The following is a 20,502-nucleotide window of genomic DNA, read 5'->3' on the forward strand; positions in this document are numbered from 1 at the left end:
GTTAGCCTTTATACCATGATAATGTCACTACTTTACCATGATAGAGGCAGGGCCGATATGTGTCTCCAGCAAAACTGGAGATATCAAATGCGCGTATTCGTTACTGGAGCCACCGGCTGGGTAGGCTCGGCCGTCGTCGATGATTTGATCGCCGCCGGGCACAAGGTGTTGGGCCTCACCCGCTCCGACAAAGGAGCGGGTCAACTGGCGGCTGCCGGCGCCGAAGTCCATCACGGCATGCTCGATGATCTCGAAAGCCTGAAGAGCGGTGCGGCGGAGGCGGACGCCGTGATCCACACGGCCTTCAACCATGATTTCTCGAAATTCGCCGAGAACTGCGCCGCCGACCGGCGCGCCATCGAGGCGCTCGGCGAAGCCCTCCAAGGCTCCGATCGTCCGCTACTGGTCACAGCCGGCCTCGGCTTTGCCCCTGGTCGCGTTGGCACCGAGAAGGATCCGCCCATGCCGACGTCGGAGACCTACCCTCGCGCCTCCGAAATCACCGCGGTATCGCTTGTCGCCCGTGGCGTGCGCGCCTCCACCGTCCGGCTCCCGCCCTCGGTGCATGGCCATGGCGACCACGGCTTCGTGCCGATCCTGATCGATCTGGCCCGGCGCAAGGGCGTCTCGGCCTATATCGGCGAAGGGCAGAACCGCTGGCCGGCCGTGCACCGGCTCGATGCCGCCCGCGTCTATCGCCTGGCGCTCGAGCGCGGCGCCGTCGGCGGCCCGTTCCTGGCAGTCGCCGAAGAGGGAGTTCCCTTCAGGCAGATCGCCGAGGTCATCGGCCGGCGGCTCGATGTGCCCGCCGTCTCGCTCGCACGGGAAGAAGCGGCCGAGCATTTCGGCTGGTTCGCCATGTTCGCCGGCTTCGACATCCCGACCTCGAGCGAGCATACCCGCGCGCTGCTCGGCTGGCAGCCGCAACAGCCCGGCCTCCTCGCCGATATCGACCATCCGGCCTATTTCGGTGGGTAGCGTAACCGTGTCCGCATACAAAAATGGAGCATTTCCGTGACTGGAAAAAACGGAAATGCCTCCCGGCTTGGCTGGTGAGGAGAACCAGCGACAGCCTGAGCTAGTGCGACCGGCTCTCGTTCCTATCGGCGGGGTCGTAATTGATGTCCCAATCCTTCTCGGGCTTCTTCTTGCCGGGCGGGTTCTTGTTGACCGTCGCATCCTCCGAGCCCGTGATAACGGTCGGCTTGGCGCTGATTACGCCGCTGCTTTTGCGGTCCGCCTGGGATTTGGCGAACTGGCCGGCTGCGTCTTTTTTGGGATCGGCCATGTCAATCGCCCTTCTGCTTCAGGGCGTCACTGATATTCTTCGTCTCGGGGTCGCGATTGTTTTCGCCATGCGCGTCGCGGTCGCGATCCGGATCGTCCTTGGCCTTCATGTAGCCGCGAGGCTTATTTCCCTTCGGCCCTTCCCAGCGGGGAGACTGGTCGGTCGTGCCGGGGGCGCCGGCTTTTGGTGTCGTCATGCCCATGTTCGTTTCTCCATGTTGAATTCGAACAACAGGCAAAACCCCGAACTGTTCCCGCCCAGTCTCACAAATGCCAGCGGCCGATCTTTTGCTCTCACCGAACAGCCAGCCCCGGCGGTTGGCTCAGAAAAATATGGAACAGTGTCGGCCTCCATCGGTTGACCACAGGTCGACCTCAAATATGGAGCCGAAAATGAGCAAGACCAACGCCCGTGAACTTCAGAAACGCGCCGAACAGCAGGTCAAGAACACCAGCGCCGGCGGCCACCTCGGCGGCACCTATTTCGGCCAACAGCCGGACGGAAAAACCGCCTCGGACAGCAGCAATGACAGCGCCAAGGCACGGCCCAACGATGGCAATTGAGGTCGGCAGGCTGCCGCAACGCGTGTGACCTGATGCTATCCACCACCCGATGAATCCGTCGCGCCCAGCGCGCTGGGCGCACAAACGTCCGGGACCTCCCCGTCAGGCCCGAGTACGTACGCCGCAGGCGAGGTCTCCATTGGGCTGCGTCTGCGGTGAATGCTGGTCGAGATCACAGACCGCCTCAGCTAAACAAGAAGTCGCCCGAGTTGAAATTTGTAAGCCCGCTGAGGGTGGTGATGTTGTCGAATTCAGCAACCAGCACCGCGCCGCCGGCTGAACTTGGGTTCTGATCGTAGTAGACCGCCGCATGGCCGAGATCCGTGTTGTGGAACACGAACAATGCCCCTGTGGTTATGTTGCTGTAACTATTGATGGTGCTCTGGACGGTTGCGTTCGTGACGCTCACGTCCGTTTTGACGGCAACCTCCGTTCCGGCAACATTGATCGTGCCGTTGTTTCCCACCTTCACATTGTCCACGCTTGTATTGTTGTTGCCGACGGCGAACTCGAAAGTGCCGCCTCCGACGTCCAACTGGAACCTGTCCACGGTTGTGCTATTCGTCCCAGCGTTGAAGTCAGTCATATGGTTCGTGGTGGTGGCAAACTTTTGGAAAAAGAAGGTATCATTTCCCACGCCCCCGGTCAGGGTGTTGTTGCCAGCACCACCGTTTAGGGTGTCGTTGCCGTCTTGGCCGAAAAGAGCGTCGTCACCTCCGAGCCCGAACATCATATCGTTACCGCCACCGCCGTAGAGCATATCGTCGCCCGTTCCACCGGTCGGATTGTCCACTGAGTTGCCATTGCCACCGGTGATAATCGTGAACGTCTCGGTCTTTTCGAAGGCCGGGCCTATAGGATCACCGGTCTGCGTTGCCGTTACCGTCACTGAAAATGTACCGTTCGTCGATAGCGCATCCGAATGAAGCGTATTGCCGGTAATCGAAAACAAGCCCGGATTCGACTGCGAGGCAATGCTGAAGCTGAATCCACCTGCGTCGGGATCAGTCGCCGTCAGCAGCCCACTGAACTCAAAACTATTGAAGTTAACGCTATCCGCCGGAACGACAGGCGTCAGCTTAATGTCGGTCGGCGCCTGCCTAGCTGGACCATCATCTGCGCCGGTGATGGCGACGACGATGTTGTGGCTGGCCGTGCCGTCGAGCGAGCTGACGCTCAGCGTGTCGCTGACGGCGTCGCCCTGGTTGAGCGCCTGCGTCGCGGCCCGGTTATTGTCGAGCGTATAGGTCCAGCTGCCGCTGGCGGCATTGAAGGTGAAGCTGCCATAGATGCCGTTGAGGGAGGCCGGGGCGGCAAACGCCGCCTCGCCGTCGTCGACATCGCTGACCGTCAGCTTGCCGGAGGCATTCGGATCGCCGCTGCCGGCCGCACCCGCCTCGACCGTCGCCCGATCGTCGGTGACCGTCGCATCGACGACGATCGAAGCCGCATCGTTGGCGCCGGTGAGCGAGATCGAGACATTTGCCTCGCTCAGCGTGCCATTGCCGAGCCGTATCGCGTAGACGAAACTATCTTTGAGGATTTCACCGGCAGACAGCGTGTTGATATCCGCGCCCGAGCCCGCGATGCCGCTTCCATCACTAAGACGGTATTCGATCTTTCCATTATTGATCCTGACCCAATTGCCGAGCAGGGTCTTCTCCCAGGCAGATGCCCCATTCGCTCCGACGTCTTTCGCAAGAAGCTCGTAGTCGGCGGTAATTGGATTGCCATCACCGTCGTCGACCGAAAAGAGGGATTTGGCATTCCCGCCGAGATCATTCGACATGACGTCGAGGGTTATGGTTTTGGTGGCCGCATTGTAGAGCTGGAGACTGAGCAGTTGGTCTTCTGTCCAGATGTAAGAGTCATCCTTCGCCTGCGGCGTATTGGAGAAAGAAGTCGTGCTGCCGCCGCCGGTGCTTTGCGTACTCATCAAAATACCCCCATAATACAAAACAAGTAACCCGGCGACTATTTAAGACTATCAAACCAGCATGACACGCGTGAATACGCGGACGCGCCGGTATTATCGGCAACAATGCCCATATTTCTTAAATCAGAACCGGAATACTCCCCATCCCTAATAAAGTGTTAACATATATACTGTGAAATGAAAGACGATTTTCTTGCGATGGTAAATTTATCCAGGAATTCGCTGCGAGAGACGCCGAAGTCGCAGACCTCGATCCTGACGAGCAGTGGGGTGGGATGGCGGCGCGCAAGGCGCTTGCGAAGCGCAGGCCCAAACTTTAGAGCCTTTCCGCTTTTCCTCGCTTAGGTCGGCACCGGCTGCTCCACGCCGATCATTTCATCGGGATGTTGTCCCGGATCGGCTTTCTACAACGAAGCCAAAGGAAGGAGCTCCAAATGTCCGACGAAGCCACACGGCTTTCAACCACGATTTCTCGAAATTCGCCGAAAACTGCGCCGCCGACCGGCGCGCCACCTCGAGCGAGCATACCCGCACGCTGCTCGGCTGGCAGCCGCAACAGCCCGGCCTCCTCGCCGRTATCGACCATCCCGCCTATTTCGGCGGGTAGGAACCGTGTCCGCATATAAAAATGGAGCATTTCCGTAACTGGAGAAAACGGAAATGCCTGCCGGCTTGACTCGTGATCGGGTGCGCGGCAGCGAAGCGGGGCGCCGACGGCGGGTGAGTGAGCGTTTCCCTCAAACCCGCCGCCTGCGCAAGGGGCACCGCGCCGGCAGGAAATATGGAACCGTGTCGTCCGCCATCGGTTGATCAGAGGTCCACCTCAAACATGGAGCCGAAAATGAGCAAGACCAACGCTCGTGAACTGCAGAAACGCGCCGAACGGCAGGTGAGAAACACCAGCGCCGGCGGCCATCTCGGCGGCACATACTTCGGGCAGCAACCGGACGGAAAAACCGCCTCGTCGACCAACAATGATAGCGCCAAGGCGCGGCCGAACGACGGAAGCAAATGAGTGCCGCAGGCCTCACCTCACCTAAGTGAAGAATTCTCCTGCGCCCAGGGATCTGGGCGCCTCCCCTGCTCGCGCCATCCACCTCGCTATTGATCGGTGACGCCTCCGCGCTAGCTTCTGCTCGCGGGCCGAGCGGCCGCGGGGGATACGATCTATGGGCGAAGGCGGAGGGGCGACGTGGCATCCTATTCGATTGACGATGCGATCCGGGAACTTGCGCCGGCTCTCGGAAAGGCGCCGGCGGGCGCAGTCAGCGGCGAATGGACAGCCTCCACGATGCAGGCGGGGCATTCCTCCCGGACGGGCGGTTACCGCGATGCCGAGGGAAACTATGTCCCGGAGGCCTCCAGGCATCCTCTCGATATCATCTCCGATATCGTCGAAAAGCTCGATGCATCAGGGGTGCCCCGCTTTAACAAGGTGGTAATCCGCTGGAAGAAGCCGAAGTTTCCCTTCATGCGGGAAGAGATCACGCTCGAAACCAGTTATGATCGGACGATCGTGCCGCGCGGCCCCGACGACCCGATCTACGCAACCGCTGCCGCTGCGCGGCGCGTCTTCTGGCAGAGCCGCGGTACAGTCCAGGAGGACTTTGCCGCTGAGCGCGGAACGGCCAACATTCACGCCCAGACAAAATGGTTCGGCCCGCACCGCCGCATCCTCGCCATCCATGCGCGGGAGAGTCTGATACTTGCCACCGACGGGCTGTCGACGCCCTGGGCCGGCATATCCGAGCCGGAGAACGGCGTCGAATGCGAGCTTTTCATGGAATTCGACGCCGCGAGACTGGATGCGGCCGGGATCGAAAACTGGGCGAACCTGTTGATCAACATCGGCGACCTCGTGGCAGACGGTTATCGCGTCGCCCGCGATGTCGAGAAGCACGGCGCCATCCTGTTCTGCCGGCTGACGGAGGATTACCGCCCGATGACCCGCATCATGCTCAGCCGTGACGCAGACCGGATCGATGGCCTGCCTTTCGGCTCCGTGCCRCTGATCCGAGCCACACCGATCGCGGAGGCCGAAATCGAAGGGCAGGATCTTTCCGACGACTGGGGCGCTGCGGCCGCCCGCACCGCCCTGGCCAAACGCGGCATGGGGATTGGTTGATGTCGCCGATGCCGGGCGCCAATGCCGGGCGACTATCGTCCGGCCGGCGCGATCTCGCGTTATTCCTGGATGTCGGGTTCGACGACTCTGGCGAGGTTTCGCAGCGACTCCTGCCAGCCGAGATAACAAGCCTCGGGCGGAATGACATCAGGCACACCTGCCTGCACGATATCCACCTCGGTGCCGACCGAAACCTTCTTCAGCGTCACGGTGACTTCCATTTCGCCAGGCAGGTTGGGGTCGTCGAACCTGTCGGTGTAGCGCAGGCGTTCGCCCGGGACGAGCTCGAGATATTCGCCGCCGAACGCGTGGCTATTGCCCGTCGTGAAGTTGCGGAAAGACATTCTGAACGTGCCGCCGACAACCGGCTCCGAATGGTGCACCGTGCAGAGGAAGCCGTTCGGCGGAAGCCACTTGGCAAGCGCGTCCGCCTCCAGGAATGCGCGATAGACTTTCTCCGGGCTGGTCGCCAGAACGCGGTGCAAGCGTATGGTACTCGGCATGGTCGTGATCCTTTTTGGATTTACGGAATGGACGAACCTAGGACGGGCGTGGCTTGGCCGATCCGACACCGGATCGAATTTTTCTTCAAGAAAAATGCTTAAAGCGTGTCGCGCAAAAGTGTGCAGCGGTTTTGCGATAACGATATGCGTGGAAACAAAGACCTAAAGCGCAAGGAGCGAATCTGAAAGATTGCGACGCGCTTTTGGGCTATCGCGGCTCAACCAGGCATGCCATCGAACTGCGGAAGATCGAGTGGCCTTGCCCAGGCCAACCGGCGCCGGGTGAACATTTCGACGCCCGGCTTGATCAGTTCGGGCCGGTCCAGGCTGCCGAGCGTCACGAAGACGAGGCCGGGAAAGCTCTCCAGGTTGCTGCTGAACAATCTGGCGCCGCAATCGGGGCAAAAGTTGCGGTCGAGCCCCTTGCCTGAATCGGCGATGTAATGAAACGCCTTCGGGCTGCCGATGATCACGGTGAAATCCTCCTGCGGCACGGCGAAGAACGTGGCGGCCTCGCCGCCCGTTGCCCTCTTGCAGTCCAGGCAATGGCAATTGGCGACAAAGTTCGGGTCCGTATCGAAGGCAAATCTCACCGCGCCGCAGGCGCATTGCCCCGTATATTTCATCGTCATATCAGGTGCCTTTTCTTCCTGTGTTTGAACGTTTGGCTCTCCACCGCCGCTGTTCCACGGCGTCGTTGAAACGCGCCTGCGGCCGGCGTCAGCACAAGCCAAACAGGGAGATCTCGACGTCCCGGACAGCAATCGTGCCCAGGGGCTGAAGCGCTTAAGCCGCGGCCTGTTTTCCCAAGGCATCAAGCAGCGTCCGGGCGCCCTGTTTTGACGAGGCCGGGTTTTGGYCGGTGATCAGCAGGCCATCCTGGACGACATGCACGCCCCAATCCGCCGTCTTCGAAAACTTTGCGCCCTGCTCTTTCAGGACGTCTTCGAGCAGGTAGGGAACAACCTCGACCAGATGCATGGCCTCTTCTTCTGAATCGGTGAATCCCGTGACGGCCCGGCCCTTGGCGACGGGCTTTCCATCCGGCGCTTTCACATTCGTCAGGATACCGGGTGCATGGCAAACGAGCGCCACAGGTTTTCCCGCCGAAAGCATGTCCTCGATGAGCGACAGCGCATTGCGGTCGTTCGTTAAGTCCCAAAGCGGGCCGTGCCCGCCGGGGAAGAACACGCTGTCATATTCCGCCTGGTTGATGTCGGACAGCCTCAACGTGTTGCCGAGCGCACCCATTGCGGCGGCGTCTCGTTCGAACCGTCTCGTGTCTTCCGTCTGGAAGGCTGGCTCATTGCTCTTCGGATCGAGCGGAGGCTGGCCGCCCTTCGGCGAAGCGAGTGTGATGTCGACCCCGGCGTCGTGGAAAACGAAATAAGGAGCAGCAAGCTCCTCGAGCCAGAATCCCGTCTTCTTGCCGGTGTTTCCCAACTGATCATGCGATGTGAGAACCATGAGAATTTTCATTGCTCAGCTCCTTCAAGCCGGCCGTCGGACAAAGCCGTCGGCACCCGGATTTACGGTGAAATACTGCCTGCAATCTCATGCTGAAACGGAAGAGGACATAGGGCGGCTGCGCTGCGAAACAAGCTCTCCCGCGCAGTGTTTGCTAGAATTGCTTTAGCCGAAGCCGAACCAGACAAACGGCGGTCGCCCGCGACATCCGTTCCCTGGGCTGAGCCGACAGATCTATCAAAGGCACTTGAAAAGCTTGACCGGCTTTCCCGGCCCACGCTGGATGATGCGCTTGGCTTCCAGATCCAATTGGACAGCCTTCAACCACCATCCGGCCTTAGAACAGGATGATTTAGGCCGGGTCGGCCTAAAATCTGAATCCTGTTCTAAATTAAATAGTTGGAGCATGATGTCGTCCGAAAACCGATCACACTTTTCGGCCAAGGTGCTTTACGCACGCGGCCCCGCACGGGCGCTCAAGGTCATGGGCAGCGCTTTCGAACAATTTGCCGGCAAGAAACTGCTGCAGCTCTCCGATTCAACCGTCGCCGCGTCACAGTTCAACTGGCTGGTGATGGCCGATCCCGTCAACCGGGTGATGATGCTGGGCGATGCGACCATTCCGACGAAGCAGGAGATTCACCGGCACGCCGAGGCCGCCGTCGCCACGTTCCTGGCGGCATTTCTGCATCCAGATCAGCGATGAATGTCGCCCAGGTCCAAGCATAACAGAATCCGGCAATGACTAGAATTTCCTGCACCACTCGACATGCCGACGGTCACAAAGCTGCCGCTCAATCGTCAGCAAATCGCCCCCTTACCGCCGCACCGTGCCCTCTTAAAGGTTCCATCGTCGCGACCTCGCCCGGCCTTTGAGGGCTGAGCGATTGACCGAGGCGGTCCTGCTGCCAACCAAATCATGCACTTGAAGAGGAACGAATATGATCACTCGTTACACATCTGTCGCAACACTGAGCGCTGCGGTCTTCAGTCTGCTTGCTTTCAGCCCGGCATCCGCTGTCGACATGGCCCAGGCGCAACAGCAGCCGCCGGCGCAAGGCCAGACGCCGATGCAGGGACAGCCCGGCGGCAACGGTGCGACAGCAGCCGTCAGCGATCAGAAAATCGAGGCCTTCGCCGTTGCCTATCTGCAGGTCGACAAGGTGAGGCAGGAATATTCGGCCAAGATCGGCGCGACGAAGGACGAGACTGCCAAGCAACAGCTGCAGGAGGAGGCCAAGAAACAGATGGTCGACACCGTGAAAGCTTCTCCCGACATCTCCGTCGAAGAATACTCGTCGATCCTGACGGCCGCGCAGAGCGACCCGGCTCTGGCCAAGAAAGTTCTGGAAAAAATCGGCACTCCGCCGCCGGGCCAGCAGCAGCAGCCGCAGCAATAGGCTGCGCGCGGCGCCGTAAGTCGCCACGAATAGGCAGCGGACGCCTTGCCGTTCGCGCCGGAAGCAGAGCCCGCCATTTGCCAGGCTCTGCTTTTCACCTCGCTACATCGACGACGGGATCACTCAATATTCTGAGCCGCTGTTGTTGTTCAGATCGTGCCGTTCGGTTCCCGCCAGCGGCGGATTGAAGATGCTGACGAGAATAAGGTCCTGATCCTTGCCGCCGCGCAGATAGTGCCGGTCGTGCTTGTCGAGCACGTAGATATCGCCGGCGCGGATCGGAAAGACGTTGCCGTCCATATCCTCCACTTCACCCTCGCCCTTGATGCAATAGCAGGCCTCCAGGTGATTGCGGTATTGAAGCAGGGCCTCGCTATTGGCGCGAACGACGGTATGGCACACCGTAAAGCCCATGCCGTCGTCCCTGGTCAGCAGGCGGTGGCTCGTGCCGTTGCCCCAGTCCACGAAACGCTCGGTCTGCTCCACTTCCTTCAGATTTCTGACGAACATCGCCGATTCTCCTGGCAGTTTATTGAAGATGTAGCGATGATTCATTTTCATCGCTCGCAACATCTAGCTATTGAAATGGCTGGTATTTTCAAATGATGATTCCTGCGCAATCTGTGAGGAAATTTTACAAATGCAATTGCCGCCGTTGAACGCCCTGCGCGCCTTCGAAGCCACGGCCCGCCTGATGAGCCTCTCGAAAGCAGGCGATGAACTGCACGTCACCCATGCGGCGATCAGCCATCAGATCAAACATCTGGAGACCTGGCTCGGCCGCAAGCTGTTGCAGAAGTCGGGCCGCGGCGTTGCGCTGACCGCAGCCGGCAGCGAATATTACCGGGCCGTCTCCGGATCGCTGGCGGCGATCGCGCATGCCACTGGCAATATGCGGCGCGATCACGATATGCGGGCGATCACCGTCGGCTGCATTCCCTCGATCGCATCCCGCTGGCTCGTCCCGGCCCTGCCCTCCTTCCAGGAGAGCGACCCCGATCTCGACGTCAGGATCGTCTATGCGCGCGCCGAAGAACGCTTCGATGACGAGAGCCTGGACGTGCTGATCACCATGGGCGAGGACCTGAGCGGCGGCAGGGAAAGCCGCCTGCTCTTCTCCCGCCGCAACCAGCCCGTCGCCAGCCGCCACTACCTTGCCAAACGCAACTGGAAGATCGACGACGTCTCGCTCGCCGGCGCCGATCTGCTGCACGACGAATCCGTCGATGGCTGGAAGGAATGGTTCCGCAAGGCCGGCCAGAAAGCGCCGGAGCCGCTCCGCGGCCCGATATTCCAGGATTTCAACATGCTGGCGACGGCCGTAATCGCCGGCCACGGCGTGGCGCTCTGCCCCATAGAGGTGTTCCGCCGGGAGATCGAACGCGGCGATCTGCTGATGCTTTCCAACATCGCAACGGCAGAGAACCAAGGCTATTACGTCATATCGAACAGCTGGGCGAAAAAACCGGTCCGGCGCTTCATCGACTGGTTCATGACCGAATGCGGATCGGGCGCGTGATATCCCCTGCCAGCAGCTCATCGAAGGGTCGCCGCCGATACGATGGATGCAAATAGGTCGCGGTAATAAAGACGTTGCATAAGCCCATCCGAGCGCGAGTTGGGCAGAGGTTGGGTATTGTTAATCAGAAATGCCTAATGTAAATCTTGGCGTGCACAAGTTGTGCGGGAGCTGATTTGCTACAATATCTGGTTATGACATGCTACTAGGGAGGGCCTCGGACATGCAGAAAATTCATGCGGCCCCCTCGGCGCTCGGACAAACAGAGGCAAAAGCTTCGAGCTCGATCGACCGGCTTTTGTTCTTTGACCGCGATTTCAATCCCGTCGAGAATTTGCTGGGCAATGAGCTGCCTGCTTCTGTCAAACCAGTTGCGTCGTTTTGGGAGCATTTTCCAGAATTGGACAAATCGGCGATTACACTCGCCCTCCGTTCATTGGGTGACAGTGCCCAACCCTTGCAAATATCGGGGGATCTTGGCACGCCAGCGTCGCACGGACTGACGATCTATCGGATCGGAGATCTGTTTGCCGTGGTTCGGTCAGAGGAATCTGCCGACGATGAGCGCGCAACCCTTTTGCATCTGGCCACCCACGATCCGCTCACTGGACTGCCGAACCGACGCCAGTTCAGCGAGGACCTCGCTGTGTTGTTACGGGAGACCGCAGGCTCGAACGAGACCCTGTCCCTGATGCAACTCGATCTTGACGATTTCAAACCCGTTAACGACACGCTTGGGCATCCGGCCGGCGACAAGCTTCTTCAGCTGGCTGCAAACCGCATTCAAGAGTGCCTCACCAGGGACGACAGAGCCTATCGACTGGCGGGTGACGAATTCACCGTCATATCAAGGGGCCCGGGACATCCCGCCAAAGGGCATCGGCTAGCAGAAGCTTTGGTTGATGCATTCAAAAAGCCCTTCACGATAGATGGCATCGCACTATTTGTCGGCACCAGCATCGGCATATCTGCTGCTCCACCGGACGGTACAACTCCGGAGCAGCTGATGAAGGCGTCCGACGTCGCACTCTACGCCGCGAAGAAGGACGGGCGCGGTCGCGCAAGACCGTTTGATCCGTCAATGCTTGAGTTGCTGGAACAACGCGAACTGCTGCGCCGCAGCCTTCGCATGGCCTTGGTCCAAGAACAATTCTCTATCGAGTACCAACCCATCGCCGAGGGCGGCAGCATTGTCGGCTTCGAAGCATTGCTCAGATGGAACCACCCTCTACTTGGAAAAATCCCACCAACGGCATTTATTCCGATGGCCGAGGCCGATGGAATGATGCCGGAAATAGGTGCATGGGTTTTGGAGCAGGCATGTCGCGAGGCAATGAAGTGGCCGCAGAATTACATCGTCGCGGTCAATTTGTCGGCGGCTGAATTCTTGACAAGCGGACTCACTGATCGGGTATCCCAAACGCTAGACTTGATCGGGTTGCCGCCCGACCGTCTGGAGCTTGAGATAACCGAAAGCGTGCTCCTTGAGCGGACCGTCAACAATATCGACACCCTGAATACTCTGAACGTGCTAGGGATACGAATCTCGCTTGATGATTTCGGGACCGAATATTCTTCCCTGAGCTATCTGAAGACATTCCCGTTCGACACGATCAAAATCGACAAATATTTTATCACCGACCTCGAAAGCGATCTGAAAGGCCAGGCAATCGTCCGCTGCATCGTTAACCTCGCACATGACCTCGACATGCAGGTGACAGCCGAAGGGGTGGAGACGCCAGGTCAGGCGGAATGGTTGCGCAGTGTGGGCTGCGACAGACTTCAAGGCTATTTGATTAGCAGGCCGCTTCCGGTCGAGGCGATTGGCGAGTTCATCACCCGGGCGGAAACATCCGTAAGCCCCGCGCTATCAAAGTGAACAACCGATTTTCGCCGTGCCTTTAGCGATCGCATGCATCAACCTGACGCCCCAGGCAAAAGAAGGGAGGGTGTATTGGAACAGGAAGCAGCTAGCTTCGATGACCATGCTTTTGCGCCGATGGTATCGCTGGAACTGAACGTTGCGATGTTCAAATCTCGATGGCAGTTTTGCGACAGGATTACAGAATATCTCTCAGACATTCTCGGCCAAGGTCACAGCGATCCCGCTCGATATTCCAATTTTCTTTCCGTCGCGACGAATGAGCTCATTGAACTTGCTTTCCGTTCAACGAGCGAGCCAGGAAGGATAAGTTTCAGTCTCTATCGGAGCGCGACAGTCAATCGGCTGAGAATTGCGTTTCCCGGCGAGGAAGCATTTGGCCGCAAGCACGCCAATGCAAGATCAAGCGAACACCAACCTGTCCCCGGCGCCGGCTCTGGATACTTGGTGATGAAGTCCGACGGGACGGTTTTGCTCAGCGATTTGGCAGCAATATTCCGCGCCACGATCCGAATTGAGAAAGACAGCGGACAAGGGATACAGATCACTGCGGATTTCCCTTCGGCCGAGGACTTCCGATGAGCCTGCTCCCCTTGCCCTTTACTGTTCATTTTGATCCGACAAATCAGGAGCTGTTGCTGTCCGGCAAGATGCGACCCGAAAGCGCCGCTGAGATTGCCGATGCCATCGAGCTGGTGCAGCAAAGTTTGGAAAAATACAGCGGGGTCGTTTACCTGAATGTCAAACGTCTGACGCACATCAACATGACTGCCTTCGCCACCCTGTCCGATATCCTCACGGCAAGCTGCCGGACCAGGCCGGAACGGAAGATCGTCATCATCACGTCGAGCGTGGTGGCATGGTCGACCTCTTTGTTCGAGACGCTGGCGGCAGCACAACCAAACTTGTCGGTTGAAGTCTACGATTCGGCATTTTATCCTGGCCAGAGCTTTGTTGAGGATGAGACTTTCATCCCCATTCTGCGCACCCAGACGAAAATGACATGGAGGCACGAACGTGAACTGTTGCCTCGCCAYGGCCTGCGCAACGGTCTTGTCATTGCGGATATCTGTTGCGGAATTGGTGATTTCGCGGCCTTGATTCAGAGGGAATTTAAACCGGCACGCCTTGTCGCGCTGGATCATTCCGTGCGCAGCCTCGAATATGCTCGCAGGGTCGCTGCCGACTTCGATCTACAGGGAATCGAGTACACCTATGGTGACGCCTCCCAAATGCTGCTGCGAGACAATCAATTTGACTTTGTGACCTGCCGACATTCGCTGCAGATCTTCAACCGTCCCGAGATGCTGCTGCGGGAGCTCTATCGCATCTGTAAGCCTGGCGGCCGTGTCTACATCACCAACGAAAAAAATTCGCATTGTCTGGGCGAACCACATGCTGAAACAATAAGATGGACTTACGAGGAGGTCGCCAAACTGTTCAGGTACTTCGACATGGATGTCGAGATGGGGCCGAAAAGCCGCCATCTCCTCGCCGACGCGGGGTTCGATAGTATCCGAGTCGATTCCTTTATGGTCACGAACCTCGACGGGGATCCCCAAGACTTCGCAGACATCATCGAAGCCTGGGAAAATGTCTACGCGGGTGAGATGGCCGTTCGGCGGGGTGACTCATCGGATTTTATTCGCAGGTTCCGGCAGGGATTCAAAGATCATGTCTTTGCTGCTCTTCACCCCAAGGGTTATGCAGGCTGGCCGATCTGGGCAGCCTCCGGCCGGAAGCCGCTATGATGGACGGGAGATCATCGAAGAGACCAGCAAGACTAGGCTCATTTCGGGCAAAGTTCATTTTGGTCGTCGGTGGAGCTGTGCTCTTTGACTTGCTGGTCAGCGGCGGGCTGGCACTTTGGAACGTTCAGAGGCTGTCGCGCGACGCGACGCTCGAAGTCGGGCAAGGTCTTGAAGCGGCAAGCCAGGAATACATTCGTACATATGCTGATTCCACCGCAGCCCAGGTGAGTTTGCTCCTGCGGCAGGTTCATAACGACGTCAGCACATTGGCGGGTGTGCTCCAGGCGCAGATCGACGATCCCGAGCGTAATTCCGACGTCGGCGCGGCGATCGCTCGCACATCGCCCGGCAGCGTCAGCCTTGCTTACGATCAGACGGGAAAGTGGTCTCAGAACGCTCCGGGCTCCGTCTCGGTTGTCAGCGTCTGGAGTTACTTGCTGGGAGAAGACCACAACCCAAGGCCTGACGTCCAGACGGATATCCAGACGAGCGCGGTTCTAGACCTTGTTGCCCCGAGCCTGCTGCAGCACGGTGCTTCAAAGCTGCAGATGTATTATATCGGATCGAAAGAACGACCAATCTTCAGGACAGCGCCCTATACCGACCAGGCTCAGACCTTCGATCGCCTTTATCCGGGTCACAACGAGGCCAATTTCTGGGACTTCTTTTTTCCTGGACTTTATGAGTCCTGGCAGGGCTGGGCCAAGGATATGAAAACGCGGCCGGTCGCGGACGATATAACCCAGACCGCTCCCTATACCGATGCCATTACCGGAAAATTGATCGTCAGTTTCTTTCATCCATTGTGGACAGCCGACAGGAAGGATGTCGCCGGGACGGCTGGCGCGGACATTACACTCGACCAGCTCGCGCAGACTGTTGAAAACGTGAAAGTAGCCCAGTCCGGCTTTGGATTCCTCGCAATGTCCGACGGAAACGTTGTGGCGATCAACAGCACAGGCGAAAAAACGCTCGGTCTGCGTTCCGCGAGCGATGCAAGCGGAACCGGAGTGACCGGACTGGAGCGCTCCTTGAAGGGAAGCTCCCAGCCTGCGATAGCGAAACTGGCCCTTGACCGCGAACAGGGCATCCAACATTTGTTATTGCAGCAGGACGGCAACCAGGTCCCCTACATCTTTATCGTGAAGAAACTCCCCGCGACCAATCTCTGGCTCAGCGGCCCGGTTCGGCAAGAGGCGATGTCTCTTGGAGTGGTTGTGCCTGAACGAGAAATCCAGGCCTCCCTCTATGCCGCCCAGGCCAAGATTTCAGACGCGACCAACCGGATCGTGCTCTACCAAATTCTAGCGATCTTAATGTCGCTGCTTATTGTGACGATCGCGGTATTTGCGGCTTCGAAACGAATAACGGGCGGAATCAGTGCACTTGCAAATGCCGCCAAACGGATACAAGCGAAGGACTATTCGGTCAGGGTGGCCATCGCCAGTAAAGATGAGGTCGGCGAGGCTGGGGAAGCATTCAACCGGATGGCTGAGCAGATCAGCTATCACACCGAAAATCTCGAGCAACTCGTCGAAGAGCGAACGGCTCAAATCGAAGATGCGAAGGAAGAGATTTCGACCCTGAACGCACAGCTCCAGCGAGAAAATCGACGTCTCGGAACAGAGCTGGCCGTCGCCGAGAGAATCCAGCTCATGGTTCTTCCGCTGCATCAGGAGCTTGAAGAATTTCAGGCCCTCGAGATCGCAGCCTATATGAGACCGGCGGAAGAAGTCGGCGGCGATTATTATGACGTGTTGAAGAGCGGAAATCGGTTGAAGATTGGCATCGGCGACGTCACCGGACACGGGCTCGAAAGCGGCGTGTTGATGTTGATGGTGCAGTCCGTCGCCCGCGCCCTGCAGGAAGCCGGAAACACCGATGCAGTCAAATTTCTCACGGACCTGAACAGCGCCCTGTTTAAAAATATCGTGAGGACTAAAATCGACAAGCATCTCACTCTGGCGTTTCTTGATTACGACGGAAAAGAGATGATCCTGTCGGGACAACACGAGGAAGTTGTTGTCGTGCGGGCRAACGGCGAAGTCGAGCGCATAGATACCATGGATTTGGGCATACCGATCGGGTTGGAAGCGGACATTTCTGCCTTCATTAAAACCCGTGAAATAGCGTTCGAGAAGGGGGACCTCATACTCCTGCATACGGACGGCATAACAGAAGCCGAAAACGACGCGGGAGAACTGTTTGGCATCGAACGTCTTTGCCGCGAAGCACTTCGCTTGAAGGATCAGAGCGCCGAAAAAGTCGTTTCCGGAATTGTAGCGACATTAATGCTCTTCATCGGATCGCAGAAGATTTACGACGATATTACGCTGCTCGCAGTGCGACATAGGTGAGACATGACGCCAACGGTATATGGTATGGAATCTCTGGTGGGCATAAGCCTGGGTTCGGGCACTCGYCTCACGTTAAGCGATGGACCGCTTCAGCTTGGATGGAAGCACTCAGGAATGACTGCGGACTTCATAGCGGAAGTCATGGCTCTGCCCTATTCACGGTCAAGAAAAGACTACATGCAGGCCCATCATGACATCGGATACCTCAGCAATGAGCTGATCGAAAATGCCGTTAAATTTCGACAGCCTGGAGAGATCCTCATTGAGGCCGGCATATTCGACGGAACGTTCTTAATAAGGGTCAAGAACACGATCGATGGCGTGACATCATCTCGCTTTCAGCAACTGCTGCATCGCCTTCAATCGAAGGACCCAGGAGAACTTCTTCTTGAGCAAATCGAAACCAATGCCATATCCGCAGCAAGCGGGTCGGGCTTGGGCTTGCTCACCCTTTTGAGCGACTACGACGCAAAAATGGCATGGGCATTCGAAGGCAATAGTGACCAGCATATCATACTGACGACGACTGCAGCTGTGGCGATGCCACCCTCCTCCAATCTGTGAGCGAAGAATGGAAATCAGCGACGAAAACTTCCGCGTATGGGCTGAGAAAAACGAGGTGTTTTTCGATGGCGTATTCCGGCTGGCGGGACCGGACGCCTATGCGCCGATTTACTCATTGGTATTCGGCCTGCTCCATGAGGGGCACAAACAGGTGACGTTCAACCTGACGGGTCTCGAATTCCTCAATTCCTCTGGCATAAATCTCTTGGCTAAGCTGACGATTGAAGCCAGAAAAATGGGCGACCTCCTGCTCGTTGTCAAAGGCACCAACCAATATCCATGGCAAGCGAAGTCCCTCCCGAATCTCAAGAAGTTACACCCGCTTCTCGATTTGCGCTTGGCGTGATTCTCTTTCGGGGGAAGAGCCAATTCACACCTCGACGCGCCGTCAGAAATCGAAGTCAAAGCCAACAGCCGCCGATTTGAGCAGCATCCATCGGCTTCGCCATCCCCCGCAGCGCCGGCCCATCGTGATGGCGCTCCGCGTCGACCACACTTGGCGGCACTCAGACGCTGCTGAGGAGGAGACTGGTCTCGCTGTTTGCGACACCGTCGATCATGCGCACCTCGCGTAGAACCCGGTCGAAGTCGGCAAGGCTTGCGGCCCGGATATCGGCGACGAGGTCCCAGTTGCCGTTGGTCGTGTGCAGCGCTGAAATCTCCGTCAGGCCGCGGAGCTTTCGTATGACCTGGGTCGTCGACTTGCCGACGACCTCGACCATCATCACGGCACGCACGGCGTTGACGTCGTAGTCCTCCCGCACCCGGACGGTGAAGCCGAGCAGCGTACCCGTCTCGATCAGACGATCCAGCCGGTTCTGAACTGTGCCGCGCGCGACGCCGAGTGCATCGGAAAGCTTGCTCAAGGAAGCGCGCCCATCAGCGCGGAGGTGAGCGATAATCCGGCGATCCAGATCGTCTGGTGCGTATTTCGCGATGGTCATGGTGGCCTCACTAGTAAATTCGCGCAAATGCGCTGAACGAATTGTACAATTTCTTATCCGAATTAGCACAGATTTGAGCTTTCGGCCAACATGCGAGACGGTTAGCCTTTCTCCTCGAGCATATGCAGGAGGAACTCAGCATGTCGTCGCCCCTTCCATCGGAAAAAGCTCTCGTACCCTTCGTCAGCGTCGAGAACATGATGCGTCTTGTCCACCACATCGGCATCGAAACCGTCTTGACCGAACTTACCGACGTCATCGAGGCGGACTTCCGCCGCTGGGGATCGTTCGACAAAACCCCGCGCGTTGCCTCTCACTCCGGCGAGGGTGTGATCGAGCTGATGCCGACCTCGGACGGCGAAATCTACAGCTTCAAATATGTGAACGGCCATCCGAAGAATATGGCGCAGGGCCTGCAGACCGTGACGGCTTTCGGTCTTCTGGCGGAAGTTTCGACCGGCTATCCGGTGCTGCTCACCGAAATGACCCTGCTGACGGCGCTTCGAACCGCAGCAACCTCGGCCATGGCCGCGCGCCACCTCGCACCCAGGGGTGCCCGCACCATGGCCATGATCGGCAATGGCGCCCAGGCGGAATTCCAGGCGCTTGCCATGAAAGCCGTCTGCGGCATCGATCACATCAGGCTCTACGACATCGATCGGCTGGCGACCGAAAAGATGGTCCGCAACCTTGCAGGAGCGGGGTTGACGGTGACCGCCTGCAGTTCCTCCCAATCGGCGATCGAAAATGCCGAGATCATTACGACCTGCACCGCCGACAAGCAGTACGCGACGATATTGACTGACAACATGGTCGGCGCTGGCGTCCATATCAATGCCATTGGCGGCGACTGCCCGGGCAAGACCGAATTGCATCGAGACATCCTGTTGCGCGCCGACACCTTTGTCGAATATCCGCCACAGACCCGCATCGAGGGCGAAATCCAGCAGATGGATGCCGACTATCCCGTCACCGAGTTCTGGCAGTTTTTGACGGGACAGGCGACCGGCCGCCGCGATGCCGATCAGATCACCCTGTTCGACAGCGTCGGTTTCGCGATCGAGGATTTTTCCGCTCTTCGTTATGTCCGTGACAAGCTTAGGGGGACCGGGCTTTACCAGGACCTCGATATCATCGCCGATCCGGACGATCCGCGCGACCTGTTTGGCATGCTGCAGCGAGCAAAGCAGGCATAGGAGCACGATGATGCCAAGACACGTCACATATTCCGTCCAGGCGCCCTCTGCAGTCGTCATGGTCCGGCCGCACCACTTCACCGTGAATACCGAGACAGCCATCGACAACCTTTTCCAGTCCAGCCCGGATACGACGGAAGACCTTTCACTGGCGGCCTACGACGAAATCACCCGGGCGGCCGATGTGCTCAGAAGCCATGGCGTGAACGTGCATCTTTTCGACGACACCGGTACCGAGACACCGGATTCGGTCTTTCCCAACAACTGGTTTTCCACCCATGCCGGCGGTCATGTGGCGATCTATCCGATGAAGGCCGTCAGTCGCCGGCGCGAGCGGCGCAGCGACGTCATCGAAATGCTGAAGAGCCAGTATCGGGTGCAGGAGGTGATCGACTATTCCGGCCTCGAGCCGGACCGACTGTTTCTCGAGGGCACCGGCGCCATGGTTCTCGATCACATCGATCGGGTGGCCTATGCCGTCCGCTCCGACCGCACCGATCCAATCGCGCTGGAACGCTTCTCGACTCACTTCAACTTCGAGCCGATGGTATTCGACGCGCGGGATGGAAACGGCGTCGCCGTTTATCACACCAATGTCCTGATGTGCATCGCCACCAACTTCGCCATGATCGGACTGGAGATGATGACCGATGCAGCAAGACGGCGGGAGGTCGTTCTAAGACTGGAGCGCTCCGGCCGCGGCGTCATCGCACTCACCAACGATCAGATCGCCTCTTTCGTCGGCAACGCTCTCGAACTCCAGGGAAATGCGGGGCGTATCCTTGCGCTCTCGACCACGGCGTTTGCATCCCTGAGCCGGGATCAACGCAACACGATCGAAGAAAGCGCCGAACTGGTCGCGCTTGATATCCCGACGATCGAGCGCGCCGGTGGATCGGTCCGCTGCACGCTCGCAGGCATCCATCTGACGCCGCGATGATTGCGTGATGGCGGTGGAATTTTGCGACTGCCGTTTGACACTCTCATGAAACTCAGCGAGGCATCTT

The 20,502-nt window shown here is 58.3% G+C and carries 24 protein-coding genes; 15 read left to right on the forward strand and 9 right to left on the reverse strand.

Going from position 1 to position 20,502, the window contains the following annotated elements; all coding sequences use genetic code 11:
* Positions 1–87 precede the first annotated feature (87 nt).
* Positions 88–978: an SDR family oxidoreductase gene (locus tag AC1ECN_RS26870; RefSeq protein ID WP_130672817.1), complete on the forward strand. Its 891-nt coding sequence runs from the start codon at positions 88–90 to the stop codon at positions 976–978.
* 100 nt (positions 979–1,078) lie between these two features.
* Here AC1ECN_RS26870 and AC1ECN_RS26875 read toward each other — a convergent pair whose 3' ends face one another.
* Both AC1ECN_RS26875 and AC1ECN_RS26880 read right to left on the reverse strand, forming a co-directional pair.
* On the reverse strand, positions 1,079–1,288 hold the full coding sequence (locus AC1ECN_RS26875) for a hypothetical protein (RefSeq protein WP_128405579.1): 210 nt from the start codon (positions 1,286–1,288) through the stop codon (positions 1,079–1,081).
* Position 1,289: 1 nt separating this feature from the next.
* Complete coding sequence (locus tag AC1ECN_RS26880) at positions 1,290–1,490, reverse strand: hypothetical protein (RefSeq protein WP_024322484.1); 201 nt, start codon at positions 1,488–1,490, stop codon at positions 1,290–1,292.
* A 190-nt stretch (positions 1,491–1,680) separates the two neighbouring features.
* On the opposite strand from AC1ECN_RS26880, the gene AC1ECN_RS26885 reads away from it, so the two are divergent.
* A complete protein-coding gene (locus AC1ECN_RS26885) occupies positions 1,681–1,851 on the forward strand; it encodes a hypothetical protein (protein ID WP_018242662.1) in 171 nt (56 codons plus the stop codon).
* A gap of 184 nt (positions 1,852–2,035) precedes the next feature.
* On the opposite strand, the gene AC1ECN_RS26890 is transcribed toward AC1ECN_RS26885, so the two are convergent.
* A complete protein-coding gene (locus AC1ECN_RS26890; protein WP_130672818.1) occupies positions 2,036–3,787 on the reverse strand; it encodes a VCBS domain-containing protein in 1,752 nt (583 codons plus the stop codon).
* An 841-nt stretch (positions 3,788–4,628) separates the two neighbouring features.
* Between AC1ECN_RS26890 and AC1ECN_RS26895 the strand changes: the two genes are divergently transcribed.
* Together AC1ECN_RS26895 and AC1ECN_RS26900 are read left to right on the forward strand one after the other, a co-directional pair.
* Positions 4,629–4,802, forward strand: a complete 174-nt coding sequence (locus AC1ECN_RS26895) for a hypothetical protein (RefSeq protein ID WP_018074344.1) — start codon at positions 4,629–4,631, stop codon at positions 4,800–4,802.
* 177 nt (positions 4,803–4,979) lie between these two features.
* Positions 4,980–5,912 carry a hypothetical protein gene (locus AC1ECN_RS26900; RefSeq protein WP_130661874.1) on the forward strand — a complete coding sequence of 311 codons (933 nt, stop codon included), beginning with the start codon at positions 4,980–4,982 and terminating at the stop codon, positions 5,910–5,912.
* Positions 5,913–5,971: 59 nt separating this feature from the next.
* Here AC1ECN_RS26900 and AC1ECN_RS26905 read toward each other — a convergent pair whose 3' ends face one another.
* The 4 genes from AC1ECN_RS26905 to AC1ECN_RS26920 form a co-directional block, all read right to left on the reverse strand.
* Positions 5,972–6,415: an SRPBCC family protein gene (locus tag AC1ECN_RS26905; RefSeq protein WP_003560606.1), complete on the reverse strand. Its 444-nt coding sequence runs from the start codon at positions 6,413–6,415 to the stop codon at positions 5,972–5,974.
* 218 nt (positions 6,416–6,633) lie between these two features.
* A complete protein-coding gene (locus AC1ECN_RS26910) occupies positions 6,634–7,047 on the reverse strand; it encodes a GFA family protein (RefSeq protein WP_130672819.1) in 414 nt (137 codons plus the stop codon).
* Positions 7,048–7,201: 154 nt separating this feature from the next.
* Positions 7,202–7,894: a type 1 glutamine amidotransferase domain-containing protein gene (locus tag AC1ECN_RS26915; protein ID WP_477954636.1), complete on the reverse strand. Its 693-nt coding sequence runs from the start codon at positions 7,892–7,894 to the stop codon at positions 7,202–7,204.
* 225 nt (positions 7,895–8,119) lie between these two features.
* On the reverse strand, positions 8,120–8,290 hold the full coding sequence (locus tag AC1ECN_RS26920; RefSeq protein WP_392397310.1) for a DUF6958 family protein: 171 nt from the start codon (positions 8,288–8,290) through the stop codon (positions 8,120–8,122).
* Between the two features lies 1 nt (position 8,291).
* On the opposite strand from AC1ECN_RS26920, the gene AC1ECN_RS26925 reads away from it, so the two are divergent.
* On the forward strand, positions 8,292–8,588 hold the full coding sequence (locus tag AC1ECN_RS26925; protein ID WP_018074340.1) for a TetR/AcrR family transcriptional regulator C-terminal domain-containing protein: 297 nt from the start codon (positions 8,292–8,294) through the stop codon (positions 8,586–8,588).
* Between the two features lie 235 nt (positions 8,589–8,823).
* Complete coding sequence (locus AC1ECN_RS26930) at positions 8,824–9,282, forward strand: DUF4168 domain-containing protein (protein ID WP_024320910.1); 459 nt, start codon at positions 8,824–8,826, stop codon at positions 9,280–9,282.
* A gap of 123 nt (positions 9,283–9,405) precedes the next feature.
* Here the strand turns inward: AC1ECN_RS26930 and AC1ECN_RS26935 are convergent, their stop codons facing one another.
* Positions 9,406–9,792, reverse strand: a complete 387-nt coding sequence (locus AC1ECN_RS26935) for an ectoine synthase (RefSeq protein ID WP_024320909.1) — start codon at positions 9,790–9,792, stop codon at positions 9,406–9,408.
* A gap of 130 nt (positions 9,793–9,922) precedes the next feature.
* Here AC1ECN_RS26935 and AC1ECN_RS26940 point away from each other — a divergent pair, with 130 nt between their 5' ends.
* The 7 genes from AC1ECN_RS26940 (at position 9,923) to AC1ECN_RS26970 (ending at position 17,701) form a co-directional block, all read left to right on the forward strand.
* Complete coding sequence (locus tag AC1ECN_RS26940; RefSeq protein ID WP_130672820.1) at positions 9,923–10,801, forward strand: LysR substrate-binding domain-containing protein; 879 nt, start codon at positions 9,923–9,925, stop codon at positions 10,799–10,801.
* A gap of 223 nt (positions 10,802–11,024) precedes the next feature.
* Complete coding sequence (locus AC1ECN_RS26945; protein WP_024320907.1) at positions 11,025–12,680, forward strand: putative bifunctional diguanylate cyclase/phosphodiesterase; 1,656 nt, start codon at positions 11,025–11,027, stop codon at positions 12,678–12,680.
* A 75-nt stretch (positions 12,681–12,755) separates the two neighbouring features.
* Positions 12,756–13,265 (forward strand): hypothetical protein, encoded by a 510-nt coding sequence (locus AC1ECN_RS26950; RefSeq protein WP_024320906.1) that lies wholly within the window; start codon positions 12,756–12,758, stop codon positions 13,263–13,265.
* Entirely contained in the window at positions 13,262–14,434 is a 1,173-nt protein-coding gene (locus AC1ECN_RS26955) for a class I SAM-dependent methyltransferase (protein WP_130672821.1), read from the forward strand. The genes AC1ECN_RS26950 and AC1ECN_RS26955 overlap by 4 nt, the downstream gene beginning before the upstream one ends.
* Positions 14,431–16,791: a SpoIIE family protein phosphatase gene (locus tag AC1ECN_RS26960; protein WP_130672822.1), complete on the forward strand. Its 2,361-nt coding sequence runs from the start codon at positions 14,431–14,433 to the stop codon at positions 16,789–16,791. Before AC1ECN_RS26955 ends, AC1ECN_RS26960 begins: the two co-directional genes overlap by 4 nt.
* Positions 16,792–16,794: 3 nt before the next feature.
* Positions 16,795–17,355: a slr1658 superfamily regulator gene (locus AC1ECN_RS26965; protein ID WP_024320905.1), complete on the forward strand. Its 561-nt coding sequence runs from the start codon at positions 16,795–16,797 to the stop codon at positions 17,353–17,355.
* A 7-nt stretch (positions 17,356–17,362) separates the two neighbouring features.
* The gene (locus AC1ECN_RS26970; protein ID WP_024320904.1) at positions 17,363–17,701 is read left to right on the forward strand and encodes a slr1659 superfamily regulator; all 339 of its coding nucleotides are present in this window, start codon (positions 17,363–17,365) and stop codon (positions 17,699–17,701) included.
* Positions 17,702–17,861: 160 nt separating this feature from the next.
* Here the strand turns inward: AC1ECN_RS26970 and AC1ECN_RS26975 are convergent, their stop codons facing one another.
* Positions 17,862–18,299, reverse strand: coding sequence for an Lrp/AsnC family transcriptional regulator (locus AC1ECN_RS26975; protein WP_105006640.1), 438 nt, complete (start codon positions 18,297–18,299; stop codon positions 17,862–17,864).
* A gap of 140 nt (positions 18,300–18,439) precedes the next feature.
* On the opposite strand from AC1ECN_RS26975, the gene AC1ECN_RS26980 reads away from it, so the two are divergent.
* Both AC1ECN_RS26980 and ctlX read left to right on the forward strand, forming a co-directional pair.
* Entirely contained in the window at positions 18,440–19,495 is a 1,056-nt protein-coding gene (locus AC1ECN_RS26980) for an ornithine cyclodeaminase (RefSeq protein ID WP_130672823.1), read from the forward strand.
* A 7-nt stretch (positions 19,496–19,502) separates the two neighbouring features.
* Positions 19,503–20,435, forward strand: a complete 933-nt coding sequence (gene ctlX / locus AC1ECN_RS26985; protein WP_130655838.1) for a citrulline utilization hydrolase CtlX — start codon at positions 19,503–19,505, stop codon at positions 20,433–20,435.
* Positions 20,436–20,502: the final 67 nt, after the last annotated feature.

The sequence above is a fragment of the Rhizobium sp. 01N447_2 genome, from assembly GCF_056399245.1.